This window comes from Nocardioides pantholopis (genome assembly GCF_003710085.1).
Classification (GTDB): domain Bacteria; phylum Actinomycetota; class Actinomycetes; order Propionibacteriales; family Nocardioidaceae; genus Nocardioides; species Nocardioides pantholopis.
The window spans coordinates 1,580,633-1,607,081 of record NZ_CP033324.1 but is presented as its reverse complement, the minus strand read 5'-3'; the positions used below and the strand labels follow the sequence as shown (position 1 = coordinate 1,607,081).

The following is a 26,449-nucleotide window of genomic DNA, read 5'->3' as shown; positions in this document are numbered from 1 at the left end:
CCGGGCCGTCAGGCCGAGCCGGGCCGTCAGAAGACGATCGCCCGCTCGCGCAGCGACGTCATGGTGGTCTCGGGCAGGTCGGCGTAGACGGCGACCTCCTCGAGGCTCGTGAACCGGCCCAGCTGCCGTCGGGCGTCGGCGACGCGGCCCGCCTCCTCGGCCGAGAGCCCGGCGAGCGGCCCGAGCCGGTCCTCCGGGATCGCGTTCAGGTCCACCAGGCCCCCGTCGTCCAGGTGGCGGGGCAGGTCCGGCCGGCCGATCCGCATGCTGCGCCCGAGCGCCGGGTCGCCGGTGGCGAGCTGCCGGTACTGCTCGCGCAGCCGGCGCCTCGCCAGCTCCTCGGCGACCCCGGGCAGCTCCGCGCCGACGTCGGCCTTGCGCACCAGCACCGCGACCGTGATCGCGAGGACCAGGTTCAGGAACATCAGCATCCCGCTGAGGTCACCGGACAGCCCGACTCCGACGCCCGTGGCGTCCTCCTCGGCGATCGAGGCCACTGTCATCGCCGTGACCGTCAGCGCGAGCAGACCGCCTGCCACGGCGTACATCCGCCGGCGGAACGCGGCGTCGTGCGGGCGCTGCCGGGCCGCCCAGAGCGGCGGCACGAACCCCGCCAGCCCGCAGGACCCGGCCGCCACCGCGACCATCGCCGTGCCGCGGCTGCGGGACTGCTGGGTCGCCGTCCACGGGGTCCCCGCCGTCCCCGCAGTCAAGGGAGGTGCCGGATATGCCGGAGCGGCGAACGCGGTCGGGCCCGTGACCCACAGCTGCCACCCGGGCGGCGCGGGACCCCACGACGGATCGGGCCGCCAGCCCGGCGGCGGCGTCCACCCCGCGGGCGGGACCGGCCAGTTCGGCGGCGGGTTGAACCGCATGCTCATCGCCGGCTCACGCTGGCGCAGGCTCCGTCGAAACGACCGTGGGCGACGGTCAGCCGGCGCGGGCGGGGAGGAACGCTGGGCACGAGGCGAGGATCGCACGAACCACCGTGCGTGTCACCGGGGTGTACCGGGTGCCGAACACCCACCGCAGGTCAGCCCACTCGTGGACCTGGTCAGCAGCGGGCGAGCACGGCCGCGGCCCGCTCCACGTCGACCCGGGACACGTCGAGGTGGGTCACCAGCCGCAGTGCGGTGGCCCCGACGGTGGAGACCAGGACCCCCTCGGCGCGAGCCTTCTCGACGACCTGCGCCGCGTCCGGCCGGTCCACGACGACGATGTTGGTCTCGACCGTGGCGGGGTCGGCGCCGCACGCCTCGGCGAGCAGCCGGGCGTGCTCGTGGTCCTCGGCCAGCCGCTCGAGGTGGTGGTCGAGCGCGTACAGCCCGGCCGCGGCGAGGATGCCGGTCTGGCGCATCCCGCCGCCGAGCCGCTTGCGGCGCACCCGGGACGAGGCGATGGCGTCGGCGGAGCCCACGACCAGCGACCCGACCGGGGCGCCGAGGCCCTTGGACAGGCAGACCGCGAGCACGTCCGCGATCGCACCGTACTCGCGCAGCGGGGTGCCGGTGGCGATGTGCGCGTTCCAGATCCGGGCCCCGTCGATGTGGACCGCCGTCCCGACCTCGGTCGCGAACTCGCGCAGGTCCAGCAGGTCCGCCAGCGGCAGCACCGCGCCGCCGGCGAAGTTGTGGCTGTTCTCCACCGAGATCGCCGCGGTCGGCACGAAGAACGGGCCCAGGTCGGGCGCGAACAGGCGACGGATCATCGCCATGTCGACCTGACCGCGCTCGGAGATCCAGGTGCGCATCGTCAGGCCGCTCACCGCGGCGTGCGCGCCGAGCTCGGCGCGCGCGATGTGCGCCCTCGACTCGCAGAGCACCTCCTGGCCGGGCTCGACCACCGCGGCGACGGCCAGCACGTTGGCCATCGACCCGGTCGGCGTGAACAGCGCCGCCTCGTGACCGAAGAGGTCAGCGACCCGCTCCTCCAGCGCGCGGACCGTGGGGTCCTCGCCGTACACGTCGTCGCCGACGTCGGCGCGCACCATCGCGGCGCGCATCGCCTCGGTCGGGCGGGTGACGGTGTCCGAGCGGAGGTCGATCATGCGACCTTGCGCAGCATCTCCGCGACCAGGAACGCCAGCTCGAGGGACTGGACCCGGTTCAGGCGCGGGTCGCAGACCGACTCGTAGCGGTTGCCGAGGTCGATCTCGGCGAGGTCCTCGCCGCCGCCGACGCACTCGGTGACGTCGTCACCGGTGAGCTCGACGTGCAGGCCGCCGGGCCAGGTGCCGAGCGAGCGGTGCACGTCGAAGAAGCCCTGGACCTCCTCGATGACGTCGCCGAACCGGCGGGTCTTGTAGCCCGAGCTGGCCTCGAAGGTGTTGCCGTGCATCGGGTCGCAGACCCAGGCGACGTTGACGCCCTCGGCGGTGACCTTCTCGACCAGCTGCGGCAGCCCGTCGCGGATCTTCTGGGCGCCGAAGCGGGTCACGAAGGTCAGCCGGCCCGGGATGTTGTCCGGGTTCAGCCGGGCGGCCAGCGCGAGCGCGTCGTCGGGGGACGTGGACGGCCCGAGCTTGACGCCGATCGGGTTGCGGATGTGGCGCAGCAGCTCCACGTGGGCGCCGTCGAGCTGGCGGGTGCGCTCGCCGATCCACACGAAGTGGCCGGAGACGTCGTACGGCTCGGCCGTGCGGGAGTCGATGCGGGTCATCGCGTGCTCGTACTCCAGCACCAGCGCCTCGTGGCTGGAGTAGAAGTCGACGCGGTGGAACTCGTCGGGGTCGGCGCCGATCGCCTGCATGAAGGTCAGCGCCCGCTCGATCTCGTTCGCGATCGCCTCGTACTGCTGGCCGAACGGGGAGCTGCGTACGAAGTCGGTGTTCCAGGTGTGCACCTGGCGCAGGTCGGCGTAGCCGCCGGTGGTGAACGCCCGCACCAGGTTCAGCGTGGAGGCCGAGGAGTGGTAGACCTCGACCAGCCGCTGCGGGTCGGGGGTGCGCGCGGCCTCGGTGAACTCGAAGCCGTTGACCGCGTCGCCGCGGTACGCCGGGAAGGTCACCCCGTCGCGGGTCTCGGAGTCGCTGGAGCGGGGCTTGGCGTACTGGCCGGCGAGGCGGCCGACCTTGACCACCGGCACCGACGCGGCGTACGTGAGCACGACCGCCATCTGCAGCAGCACCCGCAGCTTGTTGCGGACGTTGTCGGCGGTGACGCCGGCGAACGTCTCGGCGCAGTCGCCGCCCTGGAGCAGGAACGCCTCGCCGCGGCTGACGGCCGCGAGCTTGGCGGTCAGCTCGTCGCACTCGCCGGCGAAGACCAGCGGGGGCATGGTGCGCAGGCGGGACACGGCCGCGTCGACCGCCGCCCGGTCGGGGTAGCTCGGCTGCTGCGCGGCACCCATCGCGTGCAGGGCGGAGAGGGAGGGGACGTCGGTGCTCACCGTTCCAGGGTACGCGGGTGCGGGGGGCCGCCCCGATTCGGCGTCCACGGCTCGGCCACCGTGGCGGAAGCCGCCGGGCGCGCTCACTCCCCCAGGTGGTCGATGTCGCGGAAGCCGGTCTTCTTGGCCCGCACCCCACGGTTCGTCAGCCAGGTGAGCAGCCACAGCACGATGCCGAGCACGAGCAGCCCGGCGGCGATCTGGTACTGCACCCAGTCGTCGCGGTCGCGCGCCCACGGGCCGACGAGGAACAGGCAGGTCAGGGCGCCGGCGACCGGGACCCAGGTGGGGGCGCGGAAGGCCTGCTCCGGCGCCGACTCGCGGCGCAGCACCAGGCAGGAGACGTTGACGACCGCGAACACGCACAGCAGCAGCAGCGAGGTGGTGCCGGACAGCGCGTCGATGACAGTGGTCCCGGACAGGAACGTGACAGCGACGATCAGGCACAGCGCGAGCAGCGTCGAGAAGCCGATGCTCGCCCACGGAGTGCGCCGCCGCGGCAGCACCGAGCCGAGGCTGCGCGGCAGCACGTCCTGGCGGGCCAGGCCGTAGAGGAGCCGGCTGGCCATCAGCATGTTGATCAGCGCCGTGTTGGCGACCGCGAAGACGGTCAGGAACGGGAAGATCTTGTCCACGGGGAGTCCCGGGGCGCCGATGGTGACGACCTCCAGGAGCACCTTGCCCTCACCCTGGGCGACCCGCTGCACCTCGCCGGTCGGGATCACCGCGATCACCGAGATCGCCACCAGGACGTAGAAGACGACGGCGATCCCGAGGCCGGTGAACATGATCCGCGGGAAGACCTTCTCCGGGTCCTTGGTCTCCTCGACCATGTTCACCGAGTCCTCGAAGCCGATCATCGCGAAGAACGCGATCGCGGTGGCGACCGTGACGGCCAGGAACAGGCCTCGGTCGCCGCCGGACTCGAAGACCACGATCCGGCCCAGGTCGGCGTCGCCCTTGCCGACCACGTACAGCCCGATGCCGATCACGATCACCAGGGCCGTCATCTCGATGATCGTGAGCACGACGTTGAACTTCACGCTCTCGCCGACCCCGCGCAGGTTGATCCCGGCCAGCAGCACCATGAATCCCATCGCGACGCCGGTGATCGTGGCCTCCCCCGCCGGCAGGTCCCAGCCGAGCCCGTCCAGCCCGGCGAGCAGGTTGGTCCCGACCAGGTTCGCGGCGGTCGAGGCGCTGGTGATGCCCGAGGAGATCACCGCGAACGCCACCAGGAACGTGACGAAGTGGATGCCGAACGCCTTGTGCGTGTACAGCGCGGCGCCGGCCGCCTGCGGGTGCTTGGTGACCAGCTCCAGGTAGGAGAACGCGGTGAGCGTCGCGACGCCGAACGCCACGAGGAACGGCAGCCACACGATGCCGCCGACCTCCAGCGCCATCTGACCGGTCACCGCGTAGATGCCGGCACCCAGGATGTCGCCGACGATGAACAGCAGCAGCAGGCCGGGCCCGAGCGTGCGCTTGAGGGTGTGCTCGTCCGCGGTCGGCGTGGTCGACGCGGCGGGCTCGGAGGTGGTCATGGGAGGCAGGTTCCCGGTGGGGCGCCCCGGCCAAACCCCGTCGCGGCCTCCGGGTCGCCGGCGCCGCCCGGGGCCTCCCTAGGATGGGGGGGTGCCGGACCTGCTCGACGTACCCCGCGAGGACCTCGTCCTCGTCCCCGAGGAGCCCCTCCTCACCGACCGCGGAGAGGTCGAGCTGCGCTTCCGGATCGAGGGCGGCGGGGCGTGCCACCGGTTCACCGAGCGGATCGTCCTCCCCGAGGTCCCCGACCCGCGGCCCGTCGGCGACGACGCCCGGCTGGTCGCCCGCCTGCTCTCCCTGGTCGCGGGGCTCAGCTACTACAAGACAGTCGTGCCGCCGGCGATCGACACCTCCGAGCTCGGCGCCGGCCCGGCCGAGCGGGAGTTCCTGGCCGAGGTCGTCCGCGGCGGGCTCGGCGAGTTCGCCTACCGCAACGACGTGCCCGACGCGCTGCGCCCGGAGGTCCGCGGGTCCGGTCGGGACCTGGCCGGCTCCGGGCACGAGCCGGACCTCGGGCGCGCCCTGGTCGCGGTCGGCGGCGGCAAGGACTCCATCGTCACCATCGAGGCCCTGCGCGCCGCCGGCCTGGACGTCACGCTGTTCTCGGTCAACACCTACGACCCGATCACCCGGACCGCCGAGGTCGCCGGGCTGCCGCTGCTCACCGCCCGCCGGGTCCTCGACCCCGGGCTGCGTGCCCTCAACGAGGCCGGCGCGCTCAACGGGCACGTGCCGGTGACCGCCGTGAACTCGCTGATCGCCTGCCTGGTCGCGCTCCGCGCGGGCTTCGGCCGGGTGGTGTTCAGCAACGAGCGGAGCTCCTCGGCGGGCAACCTCACCTGGCAGGGCCTGGAGATCAACCACCAGTGGTCGAAGGGCCTGGGGTTCGAGCGGCTGCTGCGCGACCGGCTGGCCGACGTCCCCGTCGACTACGTCTCGTTCCTGCGGCCGCTCTCGGAGCTGGCGATCATGCGCCGCTTCGCGAGCCACTCGGCGTACCACCGGGCGTTCACCAGCTGCAACCGCTCGTTCCACCTCGACCCCGCCAAGCGCACCGAGTGGTGCGGGCACTGCGACAAGTGCCGGTTCGTGTTCCTCACCCTGGCCCCGTTCCTGCCGCGCGCCGAGCTGCTGGCGATCTACGCCGGCCGCGACCTGCTCGCCGACGAGGACCAGCGCGACGACTTCCTGGACCTGCTCGGCACCGGGCCGCACCACAAGCCGTTCGAGTGCGTCGGCGAGCCCGAGGAGTGCCAGGTGGCCGTCGAGCTGCTGCGCCGCCACCCGGAGTGGAAGGACCACCCGTTCCTGGCCGCCCCGGGCGTCGCGGAGCTCGTGGTCCCGGCCGCCCAGGAGGAGGCCGCGTTCGACTTCTCCCCCGAGCACTGCCTCTCGGACGTTCTGGAGCAGGCCGCCCGTGCGGTTCTCTGACCTCCCCGACCACGGGGTCGTCGTGTGGGGCTACGGCCGCGAGGGCTCGGCGGTGGCCGGGGAGCTGGCCCGCCGCGGCCTCGACGCCGTCGTCGCCCTGCCCGAGGCCGACCCGTCGCAGGCCCCCGTCGAGGCTCCCCTGCCGGTGCTGGTGGGCGACGACGCGCTCGCCGCGCTGCGCGCCGCGTCGGCGGTCGTGAAGTCCCCGGGCATCCCCGCGACCTCGCCGCTGTACGTCGAGCTGGCCGCGGCCGGCGTCGCGCTGACCAGCCTCACCGACCTGTGGCTCAGCGAGCACGCCGCCCGCACCATCGCGGTCACCGGCACCAAGGGCAAGAGCACGACCGCCTCGCTGGTGGCGCACGTGTGCGTGGCCGCGGGGCTGCGCTCGGCCGTCGTCGGCAACGTGGGCGCCGCGGCGCTCTCCGTCGACGCGGACGCCTTGGACGTGGTCGCGCTGGAGGTCTCGAGCTACCAGGCCCAGTCGCTGACCGTGTCCCCGCGGGTGGCCGTGGTCACCTCGCTGTTCGCCGAGCACCTCCCCTGGCACGGCTCCTTCGAGCAGTACGCCGCCGACAAGCTCCGGCTGGTCGCCCACGGCCCCGAGCACGTCGTCCTGCCGCGCGCCGACCCCGCGCTGCGCGAGCGGGTGCAGGCGGTCCTCGACGGACGCACCACCGTCCACCTCACCGACCCCGAGCACGTCCACGTCTCCGCCGCCGGCGACCTGGTGTGGCCCGGCGTCGGCACGGTGTCCCGGGCCGAGCTGCCCCTCGCCGGCCGGCACAACGCCGAGAACATCGCGCTGGCGCTGCTCGCCGTCGACGTCGCCGGGCTGCTGGACGGCGACGACCACCGGGCCCGCGCCCTGGCCGCCGTCCGCACCTTCGCGCCGCTGGAGCACCGGCTCCAGCCGGTCCCGTCCGCGGACGGGCGGCACTGGGTCGACGACAGCCTGGCCACCGCGCCGGAGGCCGTGGTCGCGGCCCTGGAGGTCTGGGCCGAGGAGCCGGTCGCGCTGCTCTTCGGCGGCTCCGACCGCGGCCTGGACCTGGGCCCCCTGCTCGCCTACCTCGCCGAGCGGAAGGCCCCGGTCACGGTCTTCGCGTGCGGCGCGGCCGGCGCCCGGCTGGCCGCCGGGTTCCCGAGCGGTACGCCGCACACCGTGCTCGCCCACCCGACCTTCGGCGACGCCGTGCGCGCCGCGCTCGCGGCGGCGGAGCCCGCCGGCACCGTGCTCTTCTCCCCCGGCGCCCCCAGCTTCGACGAGTACGCCGACTACCGGGACCGGGCCGCGGCACTGCGGGCCCTGCTCCGATGAGCGCGCGCACCTGGCACGACGGGACGCCCACCGACCTCTCGGGCGCTGCGTGGAACCGGCTGGTGCCCGACTTCCTCGGCGTCGGCTTCCGGCTGCGGATCGCCGCCGGCGCCGAGGCGCTCGCGCACGCCGAGGCCGGCGCACGTCGGGTGGCGCAGGTCGTCGGCGCCAGGTTCGACCCGGTCCCGTGGGCCGACCTGGCGGCCGGCTCCGGCCCGGTCGAGGTGGTCGGCGGCTGGGAGCGGCACCTGGTCCACGGCCTGGGCGCACCCTGGACGCGGGCCACCACCGTCTCGCTCCAGCCCGACCGTGCCACTGCCGCGCGGACCCTGCCGTGGCCCTGGCCCGAGTCGCCCACTGCCGGCCTGCCGACGATCTCGCGGCTCGCCGACACCCAGGCCGAGCGCGAGCTGGACCGCAGCGGTCACGGCCTGGGCCTGTGGCTGGACGGCTCCGGTGTCGTGCGGGCCGGCACCGCGGGAACGCCGGTGGTCCGGCTGTCCGACGGCACCTGGGTGCGCGCCGCGGGCGGGCCGTGGCCGGGGTGGCCGGTCCTCGCGCTGCCGGCCGCGGTGATCTCACCCGACGTGCTCGCCGCCACGACCGCCCTGGCCGCTGTCTCGGACCTCGGCGAGGTCGTGCTGGCGCGCTCGCTGGACGGCCGGACCCTCGCGGGCAGCGCCCTCGGCCCCGGCTCGCTGCGGGCCGCGCTGCGCCGGGCGGACTGACGCCGCGGCGCCCCGGGCCTCAGCCGAAGAAGACCTGCGCCTCGGCGTACTCGGCGGGGCTGACCAGCTTGAGCTCGCCGGTGCCCTCGCTCAGCGGAACCCGGTCGATGCGGGTGCCGCGCAGCGCCATCATCGTGCCGAAGTCGCCCTCGGCGACCGCGTCGATGGCCTGGAGCCCGAATCGGGTGGCCAGCCAGCGGTCGAACGCCGACGGGGTGCCGCCGCGCTGCACGTGGCCCAGCACGACCGCCCGGGCCTCCTTGCCGGTGCGGTGCTCGATCTCGCTGGCGATCCGGTCGCCGATGCCGCCGAGGCGGACGTGGCCGAAGGCGTCGACAGCGCCGGACTGCAGGGTCATCGACCCGCCCTCGGCCGGGACCGCACCCTCGGAGACCACGATGATCGGGGCGTACTCGGACTGGAAGCGGGTCTCGACGTGGGCGCACACCGCGGCGATGTCGAAGGGCTGCTCGGGGATCAGCACCACGCTCGCCCCGCCGGCGATGCCGGCGTGCAGCGCGATCCAGCCGGCGTGCCGGCCCATCACCTCCACGACCAGGGCCCGGTGGTGGGACTCGGCGGTCGTGTGCAGCCGGTCGATGGCCTCGACCGCGATGTTGACGGCCGTGTCGAAGCCGAAGGTGAAGTCGGTGCCGGACAGGTCGTTGTCGATGGTCTTCGGTACGCCGACCACCTGCACGCCGAGGTCGGCGAGCTTGGTGGCCACCCCGAGGGTGTCCTCGCCCCCGATCGCGATCAGCGCCCCGACGCCGTCGCCGGCCAGGTTGTCCTTGATCCGCTCCACGCCGCCGTCGATCTTGAACGGGTTGGTCCGCGAGGACCCCAGGATGGTGCCGCCGCGGGGCAGGATGCCGCGGCACTGCTCGATGCCGAGCTCCATGGTCTGGCCCTCGAGCGGGCCCCGCCAGCCGTCGCGGTAGCCGACGAAGTCGAACCCGTGCTCGCGCACGCCCTTGCGCACGACGGCGCGGATGACGGCGTTCAGGCCGGGGCAGTCCCCGCCTCCGGTGAGCACTCCGACACGCATGGATCCTCCTAGGTCGACCTTGGATCGTTCCAACGTCGACCCTAGCCAGGGCGGCGGCGCGCGGCCACCCTGACGCGCCCGCTCAGGAGACCAGGCGCATCAGCGCGAAGCCGAGCAGGGCGCCCGCCACGAGCCCGGCCAGGGCGTGGCCCGCGACCGGCCACCAGCCGCCGACGACGCTGCCGTCGGTCGGGAGCGGCCCCGACCAGCGGGGGTCCCGGGCGGAGGCGGCGACGTCGGCGGGGCCGACCCGGTCGTCGAGGACTGCCACCTCCGGACGCTCCGGGTGCACCGCCACGACGAGCGGGGCGTCGCGCCGCTGCAGGGCGGGCACCGGGGCGGCGAGGACACCCACCCGACGTGCCGACCCCGGGCCCACCACCGTCACCGCCATCGCCAGGCTCGGCCCCTCCCGGCGCCCCCCGGCCAGGCCGAAGTGCGGGCGCCGGCGCAGCACCCGGTGCCGGACCACCCGGGCCGGCACGGAGGTGGTCCGGACCGTGCCGGCCAGGATCTCCTCGGAGCCCGTGCTGACCTCGTCCCAGATCCGGCCGTCCAGTCGGCGCCCGCTGATCGTCCTCCAGAGCAGCCAGCCGGGCTGGCTCAGCGCCGCGACCAGGAGGAGCACCAGGCCCGCCCCCGTCACCGTCCGCATTCCCACCAGCGCGCCGATCAGCACACCGGGTCCGAGGGTCTGGAGCATCGTCGTGAGCCGGGTCCACCGGGACAGGTCGTTGAGCACGGCGCACACCGTAGCGGGGCCGGGCCGCGCTCATCCGAGCTTCGCGTCCGCTCCGCTGTCCCGCTGCTCCAGCACCGCCGGGTCCTGGCCGACGCCGAGCCGGGCGAGCGGCAGCACCGCCGGCAGCCGCAGGGACACCAGCGCCGCGAGCACCGAGACCACCGCCAGCACCGCCCAGATCGGGGCCGGCCCGCGGTCCAGCAGCCACGCGAAGCCGACCGGCGCCACCGTGCTCGCGACGTTCCAGGTCAGCTGCACCAGGCTCAGGTAGCGCCCGCGCAGGTGCGCCGGCGCCGCTTCGGCGGTCAGCGCCGAGAGCACCGGGCCGCCGAGCAGCTCCCCGACGGTGTAGACGATCGCGCCGATCAGCACCACGGCGGTCGCGACCGCCACGCCCAGCGCGCTCGCGCCGAGCAGCACCAGGAACGACGCCGCGAAGGCCAGGTTCGCCACGACCAGCACCCGCCAGCGGCGCCGGCCGGTCGCCGCGGTCACCACCAGCCCCTGGCCCAGCCCGATCATCAGGGTGTTGACAGTGAACACCGCGCCGGTCACCCAGCCCGGCAGCCCCAGCACCGTCGTGGCGTAGACAGGGATCGCGACGTTGAGCACCATCATCGCCACCGAGTACGCCAGCTGCACCGTCAGCAGCGTCCGGTAGGGCCGGTCGCGGAGCACGTCGCCCCAGGACCCGGGCCGGGCCCGGTCCGCGGGTGCCGGCCGGGCGGCGTCGGGCACCGCGAGCAGCAGCACCAGCGCCACGCCGTAGGAGACCGCGTTGAGCACGACGACGGCTGCGTACGCCGCCTCGGTGTCCAGGGAGACCACGACCCCGGCGGCCAGGCCGCCGACCGCGAACCCGACATTGCGCATCGCGCCGAGGAAGCCGAACCAGCGCTCCCGCTCCCCCGGCGCGGAGATCGCGGTGACGATCGGCGCGAACGCGCCCCAGAAGGCCGTCCGCCCGACCGTGACCACCAGCGTCCACAGGGTCACGACCCAGAACGAGTCGCTGACCAGGTACGCCGCGAAGCCCAGGCCCTGCACGCCGTTGCTGGCCAGCAGCACCGGCTTCGCGCCGTACCGGTCCACGAGGCCGCCGACCAGCGGACCGCTCGGCAGCGCGATCAGCGAGGCCAGCGACAGCGCCGCGCCGACCTGCACCAGCGACAGCTCGGTGGTGGCGAGGAAGTAGAGCATCGAGACCGGCATGAAGACGCCGCTGCCGATCGCGTCGATGGCGGTGGCGGTGACGAATCGACGGTGGGGGCCGATGGCGGGGAACCCGAGACGCTGGAGCACCCGCGAAGTCTGCAACCTCGACCAGGGTCGAGGGCAAGCAGGAAACGGACGCAGCGTGGATACCCTGCCGCCATGACGTTCTCGATCGTGGCCAGGTCCGCCGACGCAGAGTCCTGGGGAGTGGCGGTCGCCTCGCGGTTCCTGGCGGTCGGGTCGGCGGTCCCGGCGGCGGTGGCGCAGGTCGGCGCGATCGCCACCCAGGCCGACGCCAATGTGGCCTGGAAGGGCCTCGGGCTGGCCCACCTCGACGAGGGCGCGACCGCGTCGGTGGCCATCGACCGGCTGGTCCGGGAGGACGAGAAGCCCGACCAGCGACAGGTCGGCATCGTCGACTCCGACGGCGGCGCGGCGACGTACACCGGGCGCGCGTGCGTGCACTGGGCCGGCGGCGTCACCGGCGAGGGCTACGCCATCCAGGGCAACTGCCTGACCGGGCCCGAGGTGGTCGAGGCGATGCAGGCCGCCTGGGAGGCCTCGGACCCCGACGCGCCGCACGGGCACCGGCTGCTCGCGGCCCTGGCCGCGGGCGACGAGGCGGGCGGCGACTTCCGCGGCCGCCAGTCGGCGGCGCTGCTGGTGGTCCGCGACGGTGCCGGGTACGCCGGCCTCGACGACCTCGCGGTCGACCTGCGCGTCGACGACCACACCACGCCGATCCCGGAGCTGGAGCGGCTGCTCGGGCTGCACGACCTCTACCTCACCGCCTCGACCGAGGAGGAGAAGGTGCCGGTCACCCCCGAGCTGGAGCGGACCCTCGAGGAGCACGCCCGGGCCGCGGGCCACCCGGACTTCCGGACCTGGGTGGGCGTGGAGAACCTCGAGATGCGGGTCGCCGAGGACCTCTCCTGGGTGGACCGGCGGGTCCTGGCGATCGTCCGCGGGGACGCGTCGTGACGGTCCTGGCCATCGACGCCGGCACCACCGGCGTCACCGCGGTCGTGGTGACGCCCGAGGGCAGCGTCGAGGCGACCGCCTCCCAGGAGTTCCGCCAGCACTTCCCCCGGCCCGGCTGGGTGGAGCACGCGCCCGAGGAGATCTGGCAGGCCACGTTGGAGGCGGTCCGCGACGTGCTGGCGATGGTCGACGCCAGCCTGCTGACAGCTGTCGGCCTGACCAACCAGCGCGAGACCGTGCTGCTGTGGGACCGCGAGACGCTGGGCTCCCCGCGCCGCGCGATCGTGTGGCAGGACCGCCGTACCGCCGACATCTGCACGCGGCTGCGCGAGGAGGGCCACGAGAAGCGCGTCACCGAGCTGACCGGCCTGCGCCTGGACCCGTACTTCTCCGGCACCAAGCTGACCTGGCTCGCCGAGCACGAGCCCCGCACCTGGGGTCTCGTGGAGTCCGGGCGGTACGCCGTGGGGACCGTCGACTCCTACCTGATCGCCCGGATGACCCGGGGCCTGCACCACGTCACCGACGTCTCCAACGCCTCGCGCACGCTGCTGTTCGACCTCGCCGCGGGCGACTGGTCCGAGGAGCTGTGCACGCTGTTCGGGGTGCCCCGCGACGCCCTGCCGGAGCTGGTGCCGAACTGGGGCGAGGTGGCGACGACCGACCCGCGCTCGTTCCTCGACCTCGAGCTGCCGATCGCCGGGATCGCCGGCGACCAGCAGTCAGCGCTGTTCGGCCAGACCTGCTTCGACGTCGGCGACTCCAAGTGCACCTACGGCACCGGCTCGTTCATCCTCACCAACACCGGTCCCACGCTGGAGCGCTCCGAGGCCGGGCTGCTCTCGACCGCCGCGTGGCGCTCCCCCGCCGGCGAGCTGACCTACGCCCTGGAGGGCTCGATCTTCGTCACCGGGGCGGCCGTGCAGTGGCTGCGCGACGGGCTGCAGATCGTCGGCTCCGCCGCCGAGACCGAGGCCATCGCCGCCACCGTGCCGTCCTCGGAGGGCGTCGTCTTCGTGCCCGCGCTCACCGGCCTGGGCGCCCCGCACTGGGACCCGCACGCGCGCGGGCTGATCGTCGGCATCACCCGCGGCACCACCCGCGCACACCTGGTCCGCGCCACGCTCGAGGCGATCGCCTTCGAGGTCCGCGACGTGCTGGAGACGCTGCCGGCGGCGCTGTCCTCGCTGCGGGTCGACGGCGGGGCCGCCGCCAACGACCTGCTCTGCCAGATCCAGGCCGACCAGATCGGCGTGCCGGTCGAGCGGCCCCGGACGATCGAGACCACCGCGCTCGGCGCGGCGTTCCTCGCCGGCCTCGGCACCGGGGTGTGGGACTCCACCGACGAGCTGCGCGAGACCTGGAGCCTGGACCGGGCCTTCACCCCCGCCGCCGCGCGCGCCGACGCCGACGCCGACCACCGCCGCTGGCTCGCGGCCGTGGAGCGTACGAAGGGGTGGGCGGAGCTCTGAGCCGGGGTGGACCCCGGCGGCGGTGACGGACCGGCGCTCAGGCGCCGGGCGAGCTCTTCGGCCTTTTCGGCGGCTTCGCCAGCGCCCGCTCGACCGCGGGGCCGACCCAGGCAGCCAGGGTGTCGGCGTCCGGAACGTCCGCCGCCGAGACCAGGACGACGCCACCCATCGTCCGCTCCCCCATCGTCGCCGGGCGGGCGCCGTCCTCGAGCGCCGCGTCGACGCCGTCCTTGCCGACGTGGACCATCAGGTTGTCGGCACCGGCACCGACCGCCATGTGCGTGTTGACGGTCCAGCAGAGGCCGCCGAACATCGCGATCTCGCGATAGCCGGCCGGTCCGGCGGCCTCGTCGACGGCGGCGCGGATCCTGGCGGCCAGGGTCGCGTCGTACGTCATCGGGGCCTCCAGCCACGGATCCGGCGCATCGCGGTGAGCGTAACGCTCGAAGCCGTGTCGTCGGTGCCGGAATCCTTCCGCCGTGGCGGCTGTTCAGACGGACATGACCATCGGACTCATCGGCAGTGGAAACATCGGCAGCACCCTCGCCCGCCTCGCAGTGGATGCGGGCCACGACGTCGTCCTCAGCAACCGACGCGGTCCGGACACGCTCGCCGAGCTCGTCGCGGAGCTGGGACCGCGGGCGCGGGCGGCCACGCCGACCGAGGCCGGCGAGGCCGGTGACCTGGTCATCGTGACCGTTCCCCTGCGCGCCTACCGCGACGTGCCGGCCGAGCCGCTGCGGGGCAAGGTGGTCATCGACACCAACAACTACTACCCCGACCGCGACGGTCACATCGCCGAGCTCGATGACGAGTCGACGACGACCAGCGAGCTGCTGCAGGCCCACCTGCCCGAGTCGCGCGTGGTCAAGGCGTTCAACAACATCTACGTCGACCACCTCGCCGTGCTGCACCGGCCCACCGGCGCCCCCGACCGCACGGTCCTGCCCATCGCCGGGGACGACGAGGAGGCCAAGCGGCGGGTGACCGAGTTCCTCGACTCGATCGGGTACGACGCCCTCGACGTCGGCCCGTTGTCGGAGGGCTGGCGGTTCCAGCGCGACACCGCGGCCTACGTGCAGCCGTACGCCGAGCCGGGCACCGCGTACCCGACCTGGTCGGCACGCCCGGCGACTGCCGAGATGCTGCGAGAGGCCCTGCAGGCGGCGCAGCGCTACCGCGACAGGTGACCTCGCCCCGGCGATGTCACCTGTCGCCCGGGCGGCGTCTTCATGTCGTAGCGATCCGCACAGGAGGACGACATGACCGGAACGACACGGGCCCGATCTTCGTACTCGGCATGGGACGCCACGAGCGGCGCCGGCGTCGCGACGGGGCGTTCTAGTCTCGGCTCGTGGCGATCTCGTTGAAGTACGCAGTGGTCGAGCGCGAACGGCGCTACCGGGTGGCCGGCATCCCCGAGGGCGTGGTCGGTACGTCGCAGATCGTCGACCGGTACGTCACGGGAACGAGGATGCGGCTGCGCGAGGTCCGCGACCGGGACGGGACCGTGACGCGGAAGCTCGGTCACAAGGTGCGGCTCACGGACGGGCCGGCCGCGGTGGCCTGCACCAATCTCTACCTGGACGAGGAGGAGTGGGCCCTGCTCGTCACCCTGCCCGCGACGGTGCTGAGGAAGACCCGGCACCTCGTGGAGCGCGACGGACTGCGGGTCGCGCTCGACGAGCACGAGGACGGCACGTTGGTCGCCGAGATCGACGACGGCGACCACCCGTCCTCGCTCGTCCCGGAGTGGCTCGACGTGATCGAGAACGTGACCCGGGACGAGGCGTGGACGGGGGCGCGGCTCGCCTCGCGGTGAGCGCAGGTCACGACGTCGTGCTCGGCAACCGGCGGGGGCCGCAGACCCTGGCCGAGGCCGCCGAGGGGTTGCAGGAGGCCCTGCAGACGGAGCGCTACCGCGACAGGTGAGCTCGCCCCACTCCCCCTGAGATGTCACAGATGCGGCCCGGCCGGCGTCTTGATGTCGTAGCGATCCGCACAGGAGGACGACATGACCGGAACGACACGCATCCCCGCCGCCGAGATCTCCGGGTTCAAGGGCTCGTTGGTCAAGCGCTTCGCCCGACGGACCCTGGGCCAGGTCCCGAGCTCGATCGGCGTCTACTGGCACCACCCGAAGGTCCTCATGGACATGGGCTCCCTCGGCGGCAAGGTCCAGAAGTGGGATCGCTGCGACGAGCAGCTGAAGTCGTACGCGCATATGGCGGTCGCCTCCCAGGTCGGCTGCACCTGGTGCCTGGACTTCAACTACTTCCAGGCCCACAACAGGGACCTCGACCTGACCAAGGCCCGCGACATCCCCCGCTGGCGCGAGTCGGACCTGTTCTCCCCGCTCGAGCGCGAGGTGCTCGCGTACGCCGAGGCGATGACCGAGACCCAGCCGAGCGTGACCGATGAGATGGTCGCGTCGCTGCGGGGCCGGCTCGGCGACGCTGCGCTGGTCGAGCTGACAGCAGTGATCGCGTTCGCGAACTTCACCACCCGGCCGAACGTCGCGCTCGGCATCGAGTCCGACGGCTTCGCTGCCGCCTGCGGGCTCGCGCCGCTGGCGCCGCGGTCGCCGTAGGGTCGTGGCCGTGTCCGAGGACCCGTTCGTCACCCACCGCGGGCTGCTGTTCACGGCCGCCTACGAGATGCTCGGCTCTGCCTCCGAGGCGGAGGACGTCGTGCAGGAGACGTGGATCCGCTGGGACGCCATCGGCGAGGCGGCCCGCGGTGAGGTCCGGGACCCGCGTGCGTTCCTGATGCGGATGCTCACCCGCAAGGCGCTCGACCAGCTGCGGACCACCGCGCGGCGCCGTGAGCAGTACGTCGGCGAGTGGCTGCCCGAGCCGCTGCTCACCGCGCCGGACGTCGCCCACGACGTCGAGCTGGCGGAGAGCGTCTCGTTCGCGATGCTCACGGTGCTGGAGACCCTCACCCCGACCGAGCGCGCGGTCTTCGTCCTGCGCGAGGTCTTCGATCTGCCGTACGCCGAGATCGCGGACGCCGTCGGCAAGTCCGCCGCGGCCACCCGCCAGATCGGCCACCGGGCTCGGGAGCACGTCGCGGCCAGGCGACCCCGGGTCGAGGTGAGCCCCCGTCAGCAGCAGGAGGTCGTCGACCGGTTCGTCGCCGCGGTGACCGGCGGCGACCTCCAGGGCCTGCTGGACGTCCTCGCCCCGCAGGTGGTCCTCGTGGCGGACGGTGGTGGGATCGCCCAAGCGGCCGCCAAACCGGTCGTGGGGGCGAAGAAGGTGGCCAACCTGCTGGGCGCCTTCCCGAAGTTCGGAGCCCGCGCGCGGATCCTGCCGGTCCTGCTCAACGGAGCGCCCGGTGCCAGGATCGTCGACGTCGCGGACGGCTACGACACCGCGATCAGCTTCGCCGTCGAGGACGGCCGGATCAGCCGGATCTTCGCCGTACGCAATCCCGCGAAGCTCGGCGGGCTCGACGTCGAGGCGACCCTGAGACGTTGAGACGCTAGGAGGGCCGGGCTGACCCGGCCGCCGCGAGCGAGGCCCGATCCCCGACGGCGACCGACCCGGGCTCCGAGACACCAGCCCACACCCCCAGCCGGCCGCCGTGATGGCGGGCGAGGGTGCGGAAGACCTCCACGTCGGCGTCCAGCCCCGGCTGGGCACGGGTGACCATCGTGCAGCGGACGCACTGCTGGGTCGGGAGCACGCCCACCCCGCCCAGACGCAGCGCGTGTCCGACCCATGCGTCCTCGAGCCACCCCTCGCCGTCGAGGTCGACCAGCACGTTGGGCCGAAACCGCCGAGGGTCCCAGTCCCCGCCGGGATGGACCCGCGCGGCGGCGCGCAGGGAGGCGGTGGTGAGCACGAGGACGGGCGCCGCGTCGACGTACCGACCCGCCGGCATCGTCCACTCGACCGGCTCGCTGGTGTCGTCGGTCGCGTCGCGGAAGAACTCGGCCCGTCCGGGCCCCGTCGTGGCCGCCGGCACCAGCGAGACCGGACCACCCAGCCAGTCGGACAGCTCCCGGTCGGTCTCGGCGCCGGGTCCGGCCAGGGCCCGCCCGTCCGGGAGGGTGATCGACGGCCCGTGGTCGCCGTACGCCGCGGTGGCGGCGAGCAGCTCGGGACGACGGCGCGCGGTCAGGATCCGACCCGTGCGCTCATCGCGGATCCCCCACCGCCGGTCGCCGAGGAGCCCGTCCTCCTCGAACCGTGCGCGGGCGACCGGCTCCCCCTGCAGGGACTTCACCGGATAGCGCCACAGGCCCACGATCTCCACGGGTGTCTCCTCGTCTCGTCGACTCCCCCGAGCATCGGGCCGGCAGGCGCGTCTGTCGAGCGCCGCGCCGGCTGGCGCCGGGATTCGCGGAGGTCGCCGGGTGAGCAGAATCGCGCCGCCCGGGTTTATCCACAGATTCAAAGAATTAGTCGCGGACCCTCTTCTGCTAATTCGAACAGGCGTACGATTAGCGCAGTGGCAGAGGTTGCCACACCTCTGACCTTCCGGAGGCAGCGATGGCGATGACGGTCCACCCCTTTCTGGCGGGTGCCGCGACGATCGAGGCTGTCCTGGACAAGCTGGTCGATTCCGAGCCGGTGTTCCTGCCGGTCGCCGAGAAGCGTGAGGCCCTGCTGACGCTGGCGCGGTTGTCCTCGCGCGTCGAGGCGCTGCAGGCGAAGCTGATCGCCTGCGCCGGGGAGGTCGCCGAGGCCGAGGGACACCGTGACGTGGCGGCCTGGGTGGCCGCCCGCACCCACGGCTCGGGCCCGGCCTGTCGTCGGGCCCAGCGCCTCGGGACCGCCTGCGACCGGCGCTGGCAGCACCTGGGCCGGTCCCTGGTCACCGGCGAGGTGAACGTCGACCAGGGCCACGTGATCGTCTCCGCGCTGGACGACCTGGCCTCGGCCGCCTCGCTCGTCTCCGTGGGCGCCGAGGAGTGGGGACGTGTCCTGGCGCGCGCCGAGCAGCACCTGGTCGAGCAGGCGGCGCACTTCGGGCCGCGCGAGCTGCGGCGGATGGGTGAGCGGATCCTCGAGGCGGTCGCGCCCGAGCTGGCCGATCAGCTGGAGGCCGACCAGCTCGAGGCCGCCGAGCGCCGCGCCCGGCGGCGTACGTCGCTGCGGATCCAGCACCTCGGCGACGGCACCGCGCTGATCAAGGCCCGGGTGCCCGACGCGGTCGCGCTGCGGCTCACGACCTCGCTCGAGGCATTCACCAGTCCCCGTCGCTCCGGAGACGGCGCGGAGAAGCAGCCCTACGACCGCCGCATGGGCCAGGCGTTCTGCTCCCTGCTCGAGGTCTTGGATCCTGCGAGGCTGCCGCTGCACGGCGGCGACGCGACGACGATGATGATCACGATGGACCTCGAGGCGCTGACCACCGGCCTCGGGACCGCGGCCCTGGCCGACGGGTCCCGGATCACGGCCGGCGAGGCGCGTCGGATGGCGTGCACGGCGAACCTCGTCCCGGCCGTCCTGGGGACCCGGTCGGTGCCCCTGGACCTGGGCCACACGGCGCGGCTGTTCACGCCCGCGCAGCGCAAGGCGCTGGCCCTGCGGGACCGGGAGTGCCGCGCTGATGGGTGCTCGATCCCCGCGGCCTGGTGCGAGGCACATCATCTGCAGCCCTGGCTCCTCGGCGGGCGGACGGACCTCGCGAACGGGATCCTGCTCTGCTCCCGGCACCACCATCTGGTCCACGACGACCGCTACCTCCACGACCGCCTGCCCAACGGCGACGTCCGGTTCGCCAGGCGGCGGTGAGCCGGAACTCCAGATCATCGGGACGACGGCAGCACGGCGGTGGGCCGCGCCTCGGGCTAGGTCTCTCACGCGAACACGGCGTGGATTACGTGATCCTTTCGAAGACCATCGTCGCCTGAATCCGATCACCGCCACCGAAGCCCTTGCTGCCGGAAGACGCCGACGGCCCCGCAGCTCCGGGCTACCGTCCACCCAGGGGCGTAGTGATTGCTGAGCGACCTACCCCCGTCGGGGTACGACGGTCGCGACCGTGGGTGGATCTGGAACGCCCGTCGAGATTCCTAGCCTTTCCGAGCGTGAGCCCCTCCTCGCTGCGTGCCGTCCATCCCCGCAGACCCGGCCAGCCGTCCGTCGTACCGGGCGGCACACGCGTCGCCTGGGCGCTCGGTGGTCTCTTGGCGCTCTTGTCCGCAGCGACCTCCTTCGCGCGCGACGACCTGTATGCGTCCGTGGCCGCGGCTGCGTCCGGCTCGGAGTGGGAGGCAGTCGTCGGCATGGTCGCCGAGGTCGGTGTGCTCGCTCTGGTCGGCAGCGCTGCTGTGCTGGCTGCCTGGAGTTGGCTGCGAGATCGGCGCGCGTTCCTGACACTCGCGAGCGCGGGTGTGGGCGTCGCTGGGGCCTATGCCACCAGTGAGCTGGTCAAGCTCCTGGTCGAGCAGCAGCGTCCGTGTCGAGCCGTTGACGTCCAGACGGTCCTGGCCTGCCCTGGGGTGGGCGACTGGTCATGGCCGTCCAACCACGCAACGATCGCCGCCGCCATCGCGGCCGCCTGCTTCTTCACACTCCCCCGCAGCGCATGGTTCGTGGTACCGGTTGCCGCGCTCATCGCTGCCTCGCGGGTCGCGGCCGGCGTCCACTACGTCCACGACGTGCTCGCCGGCCTGGCCCTCGGCCTGGTGGGGGTCACGATCGCCGTCGCCCTGCTGCGGCGCATCTGCGATCGGCTCGTTCACCGGGCTCCGTCTCAGCGACCCTAGTGTCGAGGAGATCCAGCGGATCGGCGGCCCTGCGCGCTCCCACCAGGACTCGGCCCCGTGCTCCCGCTCAGGTGCTGGGCTCGAACGGCCCGACCCGCAGCGTGGTGAGCATGCCGACATCGAGGTCGGCCTCCCCTTCCGGGACACCGGTGATGCTGGCCGGCACCCGGACCGGGACCTGGCCGGCGGCCAGCTGGACCACCAGGAGCGACGCGCGCTCGGCGTCGTGGCCGGCGAGCTCGCCGGTCCACTCCACGAGCGCCTGCGCCTCCTCGCCCGGATCGAGGTGCACCGGTCCGGTGGAGCCCGAGACCGACGTGCCCGGCTCGACGGTCAGGGTGAAGCGGTGGCCCCAGCTGCCGCGCGCCCCGACGCCGGGCACCCCCTCGACGATGCACGCCCGCGACGCCGTGTTCCTCACCACCAGCGTGGTGTAGCGGTGACCGAGCGCAGCGTCGATCCCCGACAGCCGGGCAGCGACGTCCCCGGGGCCGCAGCTCCGGGCGCCGTCCGCCGACGAGGCGCGACTACGCAGCAGCTCTCTCAGCGCGGCGTCGGGAAGGTCGGAGTCAGGCGTCGGCGGCGGGCCGTCGGGCGTCTCGTCCCAGCCCGGCGAGAGCTCCTCCTCGCTCGGCGGACCAGCGCTGAGCGGCGGCTGCGTCGGCGCCGATGTCGCCCTCCCCGCAGGCGCAGCAGGATCGTCGACGCCACAGGCGCTCACAGCCAGCGCCGCGCCCAGCACGGCGGCCGCCAGGACGCCATGAGACACGGCGGCCGCCAGGACGCCATGAGGCACGGCGGCCGCCAGGACGCCATGAGATCCGTGTTCGAACACGCCTGCGACCCTAGAGCAGGGTGTGGGGATCGGGCAGGAACAACCGGAAGGCGTCACGTTCCGATCACGGTGGAATGGGGCAGGTCGAGAAGGCGCCGCCTGCGACATGAGTGTGCCGACCGCTCAGTCGTCGGCATGGACCACGCGAAACTCGTTGCCGGCCGGGTCTGCCCAGGTGTTCTCGTCGACCTGGCTGGCTCCGAGCGAGAGCAGCCTCTCGATCTCGCTTCCGGCGTCGCCGTCGGTGATCGTGAGGTGGAGCCGCTGTCTGGGGGGTGTCACGGGAGGGCTCGTGGACGGACCTCCCCACGCGATCTTGGTGCCCCCGAATGGGGACTGGATCGCAGTCTCCTGATCCTGGTCCCACACCAGTGGCCAGCCCAGCGCCTGGCTCCAGAACAGGCCCGCCTCCCGGGCCCCGTCACATGCGAGCTCACCGAGAAAGCCGCAGCCGGCCAGGAAGGAGCTGTTGGGCGGGATCACGCAGAACTCGTTGTCGCCTGGGTCAGCGAGGACGACGTGCCCCTCTTCGGGTCGCTGGCCGACGTCGAGGTGGCGGGCACCGAGGCCGAGCGCCTTGTCGACTGTGCGCTGCTGGTCGGCCTCGGTGGTACTGGTGAGGTGGAGATGCGCACGGTTCGGTTCGGTCGTCTCGATGTGGCAAGGAGCGAACCCGAGCCCGAGCTGCGCGCCGTCGCCTCTGAGGAGTACGCCGCTGCTCGTCTCGACGACGTTCCGATCGAGCATCTCGGCCCAGAAGCGTGCCACCCCGGCCGGGTCCCGAACATCGAAGGTCACCGCCAGCAGGCTCGGACGCATGGCACCCACGATAGGGCGTGTTGAGCCCTACGACGTCCGGCTTTTCTCTCCGTCGCCACACACCGCACGCTCGCTGAGCATGGTCAGGCACGTCCCCCGTAGCCGCCTGCCCCAGCCGCCCGCCGTACTCCGCGCGGAGTACGGCGAGGTGTCTGCCGTGGCCAGACGCGTCAGCCCGGCCGGCTTGACAGCGTGATCGCCATGACTACTCAACTAGCGGCGCCCGACCACACCGGTGCGGACCAGAGACCGAAGAGATCACGGACGAAGACCCTGCTGCCCTGGCTCATGGTGGCCGTGTGGGTCGGGCTGGTGGTGGGCGGCTACTCACTCGCCGGCAAGCTCGACTCGGTGACCCGCGATGGGCAGGCCGACTACCTGCCGGCCAGCGCCCAGTCGACCAAGGTGCTCCAGGCCGAGGCCGGCCTGCCCGGCGGCGAGAACGGCCTGCTCATGGTCGTGTACGAACGGCCGGGCGGCCTCCAACCGGGCGATCGGGAGGCGGTCGAACGCGGCCAGGCCGAGCTGGCGGAGCGATTCGGCAACGACACCGACGCACTGCCCGAGATCGTCGACTCCGACGACGGCACGGCAGTGATGTACGCGCTTGCGCTCGACCGTGATGCGGTCGCCGAGGAGGCCGGCGCCACCGCGGATGCGCGTGCCCTTCTCGACGACCGGCCGAGTGGCCTGAACGCCTATGTCACCGGTCCGACCGCCCTGGGGGCCGACATGGACGAGGTCTTCGACGCCGTCGACGCGACGTTGATGCTCGCTACTGCCGTGGTGGTGGCGCTCCTGCTGATCCTGACGTACCGCAGTCCGCTGCTGTGGCTGGTCCCCCTCGCCTCGGTCGGGGTCGCGGCGATCACGTCGATGGGCACCGTCTACGCACTCACCCAGATCTTCGACTTCACCATCACGAGCATGAGCTCGGCGCTGCTGATCGTGCTGGTCTTCGGCGCGGGCACCGACTATGCATTGCTTCTCGTGTCTCGCTACCGCGAGGAGTTGCACCGACACGTTCGACCGATCGACGCGATGCTGCCGGCGCTGCGTGGCGCTGGCCCGGCCATCCTCGCTTCGGCGGCGACGGTGGTCGCCGGCTTGTTGTGCCTGTTGGCCGCGGATCTCAACAGCATCAGCAGTCTCGGCCCGGTGGGTGCGGCGGGCATCGGGGCGGCACTGCTGGTCATGCTGACGCTTTTCCCGGCCTTGCTGGTGGTGCTCGGGCGCCGGGTCTTCTGGCCGTTCGTTCCGCGACTCGGGGGTGAGGCACACCAACCCCGTTCTGGGTGGGCTCGACTCGGCGAGCTGGTCGCGCGCCGCCGCGTCGTCAGCTGGGCGGCTCCGCTGGTGATCCTGGGCGGTCTCGCGCTGGGCACCGTGGGTGCCAGCGGCTCGCTTCCGCAGCTGGACCAGTTCGCCCGGTCGACACCGGACTCGGTGACCGGGGCGAAGCTGATCGAGGCGCGCTACCCCGACGAGAGCGGTCAGCCGCTCACCGTGATGAGTCGGCCGGACCAGAGCCGCGAGGTCCTGGCCGCCGTCGAAAGTACGCCGGGGGTCGCCCAGGCCGAGATCGGCCGGGCCAGCGACGACTGGGTGGAGATCTCCGTGCTCCCGGTCGACTCTCCAGACAGCGCGGGTGAGACGGCAACGATCGAGCAGCTGCGGGAGAACGTGCACGAGGTCGCCGGTGACGCCGCGCTGGTCGGTGGTACGAGTGCCGAGAGGCTCGACGAGGCCGAGACCAACAAGACCGACCGCAATCTGGTGATGCCGCTGATCCTGCTGGTGGTGCTCGCCATCCTCGGGCTACTGCTGCGGGCGATCGTGGCTCCGCTGGTGCTGGTCGCCACCGTCGTGGTGTCGTACTTCGGAGCCCTCGGACTGTGCAACCTGTTGTTCGACCAGGTGCTCGGATTCGCCGGGTTGGAGCCGTCAGTGCCCCTGATCGGGTTCCTCTTCCTGGTCGCGCTCGGTGTCGACTACAACATCTTCTTGATGACCCGGGTGCGTGAGGAGGCCGTCCGGCACGGCACTGTCGCTGGCACGAAGCGCGGCCTCGCGGTGACCGGTGGCGTGATCACCTCGGCCGGCGTCGTGCTGGCGGCGACGTTCGCGGTGCTCGCCTCGCTGCCGCTGGTCATGCTCGTCGAGATCGGGATACTGGTCGCCGTCGGCGTGCTCATCGACACCTTGCTGGTGCGGTCCATCGTGGTTCCCGCACTGACGATGTCGCTGGGTTCGCGGATCTGGTGGCCCAGCAAGCTCTCGCGGGCGAGTGAGGACAGTGTCGATGACCGTCTGTGAACGATGAGGGCGCTCCGTCCGTCAGTGGCCGATTGGCTGCTGGCGGCGGCGGCGTTCGTGCTCGGCGTCGTCGTCGCGATCACGCTCGAGGCGGTCGATTTCGACGGCGAGCGAAGCGTGGATCTGTGGGCGATCGCGCTCCTGGGCGCGATGTCGGCGCCGTTGCTGGCCCGCCGGCGCTGGCCGATCCTCGTCGTCCTCGCGGTCCTCGCCGTGTCGACGCCGTACCACCTCCTCGACTATCCCCATGAGGCCACGATGCCGGCCTCGCTGGTGGCGGCGTTCGCGGCGGCGCGCTACAGCCAGCCACGGCGGCGGGCAGCCGCCGCCCTGGTGGCGGTGGCCGCGGTGACCGTGCCGGTCCTCGCCGACGAGGCGTCGGGGGCACCTGGAGATGCTCTCCTCGGCGTCGGCTGGCTGTTCATGGCCTTCTTTGCCGGGCTGGCGGTCCGCTTCCATGAAGCCTGGAAGGCCGCCGTCACCGCGCGGCTCGAGCAGGAGCGCGCCGACGAGGTCGAGCGGCGGGTCGCCGAGGAGCGGGTAGTGATCGCTGCTGAGCTGCACGACGTCCTGGCGCACGGCCTCGCGGTCGCGAACGTCCAGGCGTCCGTCGCTGCGCACCTGATCGACCAGCTGCCCAGCCGCGGGGACTCCTCACTGCGGGAGCTGTCCAGCACGCTGCATCACCTGGCGGACACGAGCCGGGCCACACTCCATGAGCTGCGTGCCGTTCTGGACGTGCTGCACGGTGGCGAGGCCGAGCCGACCGAGCCAGCGCCCCACCTCGGCGAGCTGCAGCGTCTGGTGGAGATGGCCGAGGCGGCTGATGTCCGGGTCGACGTGGAGGCTGACGGGCTCCCGGACGAGCTACCGTCCACGGTGTCCATCGTGGCCTATCGGATCGTCCAGGAGTCGCTCACCAATGTCGCTCGACACTCGATGGCCAAGCACGCGACCGTCCGACTCGACCAGAACGGCCACCGGCTCCGGATCGCGGTCCTCGATGACGGGCCCGCGCGACCGGACTCGACCGTGACACCGGCCGGCTTCGGGATCGCCGGGATGACAGGGCGAGCACAGGCCGTCGGTGGTGAGCTGTCCGCCGGGCCGAGCGAGTCCGGAGGATTCGAGGTGCGGGCAAGCCTGCCGCTACCGGAGATCTGGGGGGTGCCGTCGTGATCCGGGTCCTGCTCGCCGACGACCAGACTCTGGTGCGCGGCGCGCTCGCGCTGCTGGTCAACTCAGCTGCTGACATGGTGGTTGTCGGAGAGGCCGGCACCGGCGACGAGGCGGTGACGCTGACCCGGGACCTACGCCCCGACGTCGTCTTGATGGACATCAGGATGCCGAGCACCGACGGCATCGAGGCGACTCAGCAGATCTTCGCTGCCGATGGACCGAGCGGCAGCAAGGTGCTGATCCTGACCACGTTCGAGACAGACACCAACGTGCTGCGCGGCCTTCGCGCGGGGGCGTGTGGGTTCCTGCCCAAGGACACCCGTCCGGACGCGCTGCTGGACGCCATCCGCACCGTCGCGGCCGGGGAGGCGCTGCTGTCGCCCGGCGCGACCAGGGCGGTCATCACCCGTGCCCTGAGTCGCCCGGACGCGCCTGCGCCCGAGCGGCTGGCCAGCCTGACGGCGCGCGAACGCGAGGTGCTTCGGCTCATCGCCGCGGGCCGAAGCAACCAGGAGATCGCGGACGAGCTGGTCGTCAGCCCGCTGACTGCCAAGACTCACGTGGCCCGCATCCTCGCGAAGATGGGCGCTCGCGACCGGGTCCATCTCGTGATCGCCGCGTACGAAGCCGGGCTCCCCTAGGCGCTTCGCCGAGCATTGACCCGCCCGGGCGAGTCCGGAGATCTCACCCCGCGTCGAGCACCTCG

The 26,449-nt window shown here is 72.9% G+C and carries 25 protein-coding genes; 14 read left to right on the top strand and 11 right to left on the bottom strand.

All coding sequences use genetic code 11. From position 1 onward, the window contains the following. Window positions 1-26: 26 nt before the first annotated feature. From EBO35_RS07700 to EBO35_RS07685, 4 genes are all read right to left on the bottom strand, one after another. Window positions 27-713, bottom strand: a complete 687-nt coding sequence (locus EBO35_RS07700) for a helix-hairpin-helix domain-containing protein (protein ID WP_164477859.1) — start codon at window positions 711-713, stop codon at window positions 27-29. Between the two features lie 341 nt (window positions 714-1,054). Beyond that, window positions 1,055-2,047: a threonine aldolase family protein gene (locus tag EBO35_RS07695; protein WP_122817197.1), complete on the bottom strand. Its 993-nt coding sequence runs from the start codon at window positions 2,045-2,047 to the stop codon at window positions 1,055-1,057. Further along, entirely contained in the window at window positions 2,044-3,387 is a 1,344-nt protein-coding gene (locus tag EBO35_RS07690; protein ID WP_263457645.1) for a class II 3-deoxy-7-phosphoheptulonate synthase, read from the bottom strand. The genes EBO35_RS07695 and EBO35_RS07690 overlap by 4 nt, the downstream gene beginning before the upstream one ends. Window positions 3,388-3,470: 83 nt before the next feature. Beyond that, on the bottom strand, window positions 3,471-4,931 hold the full coding sequence (locus tag EBO35_RS07685) for an APC family permease (RefSeq protein WP_122817196.1): 1,461 nt from the start codon (window positions 4,929-4,931) through the stop codon (window positions 3,471-3,473). 91 nt (window positions 4,932-5,022) lie between these two features. On the opposite strand from EBO35_RS07685, the gene EBO35_RS07680 reads away from it, so the two are divergent. The 3 genes from EBO35_RS07680 to EBO35_RS07670 are packed head-to-tail and all read left to right on the top strand — an operon-like array spanning window position 5,023 to window position 8,412. Further along, window positions 5,023-6,363, top strand: coding sequence for a hypothetical protein (locus tag EBO35_RS07680; RefSeq protein ID WP_122817195.1), 1,341 nt, complete (start codon window positions 5,023-5,025; stop codon window positions 6,361-6,363). Continuing rightward, entirely contained in the window at window positions 6,350-7,684 is a 1,335-nt protein-coding gene (murD, locus tag EBO35_RS07675; protein ID WP_122817194.1) for a UDP-N-acetylmuramoyl-L-alanine--D-glutamate ligase, read from the top strand. Before EBO35_RS07680 ends, murD begins: the two co-directional genes overlap by 14 nt. Next, window positions 7,681-8,412 (top strand): hypothetical protein, encoded by a 732-nt coding sequence (locus EBO35_RS07670; RefSeq protein ID WP_122817193.1) that lies wholly within the window; start codon window positions 7,681-7,683, stop codon window positions 8,410-8,412. The genes murD and EBO35_RS07670 overlap by 4 nt, the downstream gene beginning before the upstream one ends. A 19-nt stretch (window positions 8,413-8,431) precedes the next feature. Here EBO35_RS07670 and EBO35_RS07665 read toward each other — a convergent pair whose 3' ends face one another. The 3 genes from EBO35_RS07665 to EBO35_RS07655 form a co-directional block, all read right to left on the bottom strand. Next, the gene (locus EBO35_RS07665) at window positions 8,432-9,460 is read right to left on the bottom strand and encodes a 6-phosphofructokinase (protein WP_122817192.1); all 1,029 of its coding nucleotides are present in this window, start codon (window positions 9,458-9,460) and stop codon (window positions 8,432-8,434) included. An 82-nt stretch (window positions 9,461-9,542) separates the two neighbouring features. Next, a complete protein-coding gene (locus EBO35_RS07660) occupies window positions 9,543-10,202 on the bottom strand; it encodes a hypothetical protein (RefSeq protein ID WP_122817191.1) in 660 nt (219 codons plus the stop codon). Between the two features lie 30 nt (window positions 10,203-10,232). Then, window positions 10,233-11,504, bottom strand: a complete 1,272-nt coding sequence (locus EBO35_RS07655; protein ID WP_241153911.1) for an MFS transporter — start codon at window positions 11,502-11,504, stop codon at window positions 10,233-10,235. 72 nt (window positions 11,505-11,576) lie between these two features. Between EBO35_RS07655 and EBO35_RS07650 the strand changes: the two genes are divergently transcribed. Together EBO35_RS07650 and glpK are read left to right on the top strand one after the other, a co-directional pair. Beyond that, the gene (locus EBO35_RS07650; protein WP_122817190.1) at window positions 11,577-12,398 is read left to right on the top strand and encodes a DUF1028 domain-containing protein; all 822 of its coding nucleotides are present in this window, start codon (window positions 11,577-11,579) and stop codon (window positions 12,396-12,398) included. Beyond that, entirely contained in the window at window positions 12,395-13,870 is a 1,476-nt protein-coding gene (gene glpK / locus EBO35_RS07645; RefSeq protein ID WP_122817189.1) for a glycerol kinase GlpK, read from the top strand. The genes EBO35_RS07650 and glpK overlap by 4 nt, the downstream gene beginning before the upstream one ends. A 37-nt stretch (window positions 13,871-13,907) precedes the next feature. On the opposite strand, the gene EBO35_RS07640 is transcribed toward glpK, so the two are convergent. After that, window positions 13,908-14,267: a TfoX/Sxy family protein gene (locus EBO35_RS07640; RefSeq protein ID WP_122817188.1), complete on the bottom strand. Its 360-nt coding sequence runs from the start codon at window positions 14,265-14,267 to the stop codon at window positions 13,908-13,910. A 103-nt stretch (window positions 14,268-14,370) separates the two neighbouring features. On the opposite strand from EBO35_RS07640, the gene EBO35_RS07635 reads away from it, so the two are divergent. The 4 genes from EBO35_RS07635 (at window position 14,371) to EBO35_RS07615 (ending at window position 17,352) form a co-directional block, all read left to right on the top strand. Beyond that, window positions 14,371-15,060 (top strand): NADPH-dependent F420 reductase, encoded by a 690-nt coding sequence (locus EBO35_RS07635; protein ID WP_122817187.1) that lies wholly within the window; start codon window positions 14,371-14,373, stop codon window positions 15,058-15,060. A 164-nt stretch (window positions 15,061-15,224) separates the two neighbouring features. Then, the gene (locus EBO35_RS07630; RefSeq protein WP_164477858.1) at window positions 15,225-15,692 is read left to right on the top strand and encodes a hypothetical protein; all 468 of its coding nucleotides are present in this window, start codon (window positions 15,225-15,227) and stop codon (window positions 15,690-15,692) included. A 192-nt stretch (window positions 15,693-15,884) separates the two neighbouring features. Then, window positions 15,885-16,460, top strand: a complete 576-nt coding sequence (locus tag EBO35_RS07620) for a carboxymuconolactone decarboxylase family protein (RefSeq protein ID WP_122817184.1) — start codon at window positions 15,885-15,887, stop codon at window positions 16,458-16,460. A 10-nt stretch (window positions 16,461-16,470) separates the two neighbouring features. Beyond that, on the top strand, window positions 16,471-17,352 hold the full coding sequence (locus tag EBO35_RS07615; RefSeq protein WP_122817183.1) for an RNA polymerase sigma-70 factor: 882 nt from the start codon (window positions 16,471-16,473) through the stop codon (window positions 17,350-17,352). Window positions 17,353-17,356: 4 nt separating this feature from the next. Here the strand turns inward: EBO35_RS07615 and EBO35_RS07610 are convergent, their stop codons facing one another. After that, on the bottom strand, window positions 17,357-18,133 hold the full coding sequence (locus EBO35_RS07610; RefSeq protein WP_164477857.1) for an MOSC domain-containing protein: 777 nt from the start codon (window positions 18,131-18,133) through the stop codon (window positions 17,357-17,359). A 236-nt stretch (window positions 18,134-18,369) separates the two neighbouring features. On the opposite strand from EBO35_RS07610, the gene EBO35_RS07605 reads away from it, so the two are divergent. Next, a complete protein-coding gene (locus tag EBO35_RS07605) occupies window positions 18,370-19,617 on the top strand; it encodes an HNH endonuclease signature motif containing protein (protein ID WP_122817181.1) in 1,248 nt (415 codons plus the stop codon). Between the two features lie 296 nt (window positions 19,618-19,913). After that, window positions 19,914-20,594, top strand: a complete 681-nt coding sequence (locus EBO35_RS07595; protein ID WP_164477856.1) for a phosphatase PAP2 family protein — start codon at window positions 19,914-19,916, stop codon at window positions 20,592-20,594. A gap of 67 nt (window positions 20,595-20,661) precedes the next feature. Here the strand turns inward: EBO35_RS07595 and EBO35_RS07590 are convergent, their stop codons facing one another. Both EBO35_RS07590 and EBO35_RS07585 read right to left on the bottom strand, forming a co-directional pair. Further along, on the bottom strand, window positions 20,662-21,429 hold the full coding sequence (locus EBO35_RS07590) for a DUF4232 domain-containing protein (RefSeq protein WP_164477855.1): 768 nt from the start codon (window positions 21,427-21,429) through the stop codon (window positions 20,662-20,664). A 123-nt stretch (window positions 21,430-21,552) separates the two neighbouring features. Further along, window positions 21,553-22,248: a VOC family protein gene (locus EBO35_RS07585; RefSeq protein ID WP_122819465.1), complete on the bottom strand. Its 696-nt coding sequence runs from the start codon at window positions 22,246-22,248 to the stop codon at window positions 21,553-21,555. Window positions 22,249-22,449: 201 nt separating this feature from the next. Here EBO35_RS07585 and EBO35_RS07580 point away from each other — a divergent pair, with 201 nt between their 5' ends. From EBO35_RS07580 to EBO35_RS07570, 3 genes are read left to right on the top strand one after another with little or no spacing between them, the layout of a single operon-like run. After that, on the top strand, window positions 22,450-24,564 hold the full coding sequence (locus EBO35_RS07580) for an MMPL family transporter (RefSeq protein WP_122817178.1): 2,115 nt from the start codon (window positions 22,450-22,452) through the stop codon (window positions 24,562-24,564). Between the two features lie 24 nt (window positions 24,565-24,588). Then, entirely contained in the window at window positions 24,589-25,743 is a 1,155-nt protein-coding gene (locus EBO35_RS07575) for a sensor histidine kinase (RefSeq protein ID WP_241153910.1), read from the top strand. Further along, window positions 25,740-26,384, top strand: a complete 645-nt coding sequence (locus tag EBO35_RS07570) for a response regulator (RefSeq protein WP_122817176.1) — start codon at window positions 25,740-25,742, stop codon at window positions 26,382-26,384. Before EBO35_RS07575 ends, EBO35_RS07570 begins: the two co-directional genes overlap by 4 nt. The last annotated feature ends 65 nt before the right edge of the window (window positions 26,385-26,449 follow it).

Excerpts from the sequence above, each read along its gene's own strand:
- EBO35_RS07695 (WP_122817197.1), bottom strand. The coding sequence starts at position 2,047 with ATGATCGACCTCCGCTCGGACACCGTCACCCGCCCGACCGAGGCGATG.
- EBO35_RS07685 (WP_122817196.1), bottom strand. The coding sequence starts at position 4,931 with ATGACCACCTCCGAGCCCGCCGCGTCGACCACGCCGACCGCGGACGAG.
- EBO35_RS07670 (WP_122817193.1), top strand. The coding sequence starts at position 7,681 with ATGAGCGCGCGCACCTGGCACGACGGGACGCCCACCGACCTCTCGGGC.
- EBO35_RS07665 (WP_122817192.1), bottom strand. The coding sequence starts at position 9,460 with ATGCGTGTCGGAGTGCTCACCGGAGGCGGGGACTGCCCCGGCCTGAAC.
- EBO35_RS07650 (WP_122817190.1), top strand. The coding sequence starts at position 11,577 with ATGACGTTCTCGATCGTGGCCAGGTCCGCCGACGCAGAGTCCTGGGGA.
- EBO35_RS07640 (WP_122817188.1), bottom strand. The coding sequence starts at position 14,267 with ATGACGTACGACGCGACCCTGGCCGCCAGGATCCGCGCCGCCGTCGAC.
- EBO35_RS07635 (WP_122817187.1), top strand. The coding sequence starts at position 14,371 with ATGACCATCGGACTCATCGGCAGTGGAAACATCGGCAGCACCCTCGCC.
- EBO35_RS07620 (WP_122817184.1), top strand. The coding sequence starts at position 15,885 with ATGACCGGAACGACACGCATCCCCGCCGCCGAGATCTCCGGGTTCAAG.
- EBO35_RS07605 (WP_122817181.1), top strand. The coding sequence starts at position 18,370 with ATGGCGATGACGGTCCACCCCTTTCTGGCGGGTGCCGCGACGATCGAG.
- EBO35_RS07585 (WP_122819465.1), bottom strand. The coding sequence starts at position 22,248 with ATGCGTCCGAGCCTGCTGGCGGTGACCTTCGATGTTCGGGACCCGGCC.
- EBO35_RS07580 (WP_122817178.1), top strand. The coding sequence starts at position 22,450 with ATGACTACTCAACTAGCGGCGCCCGACCACACCGGTGCGGACCAGAGA.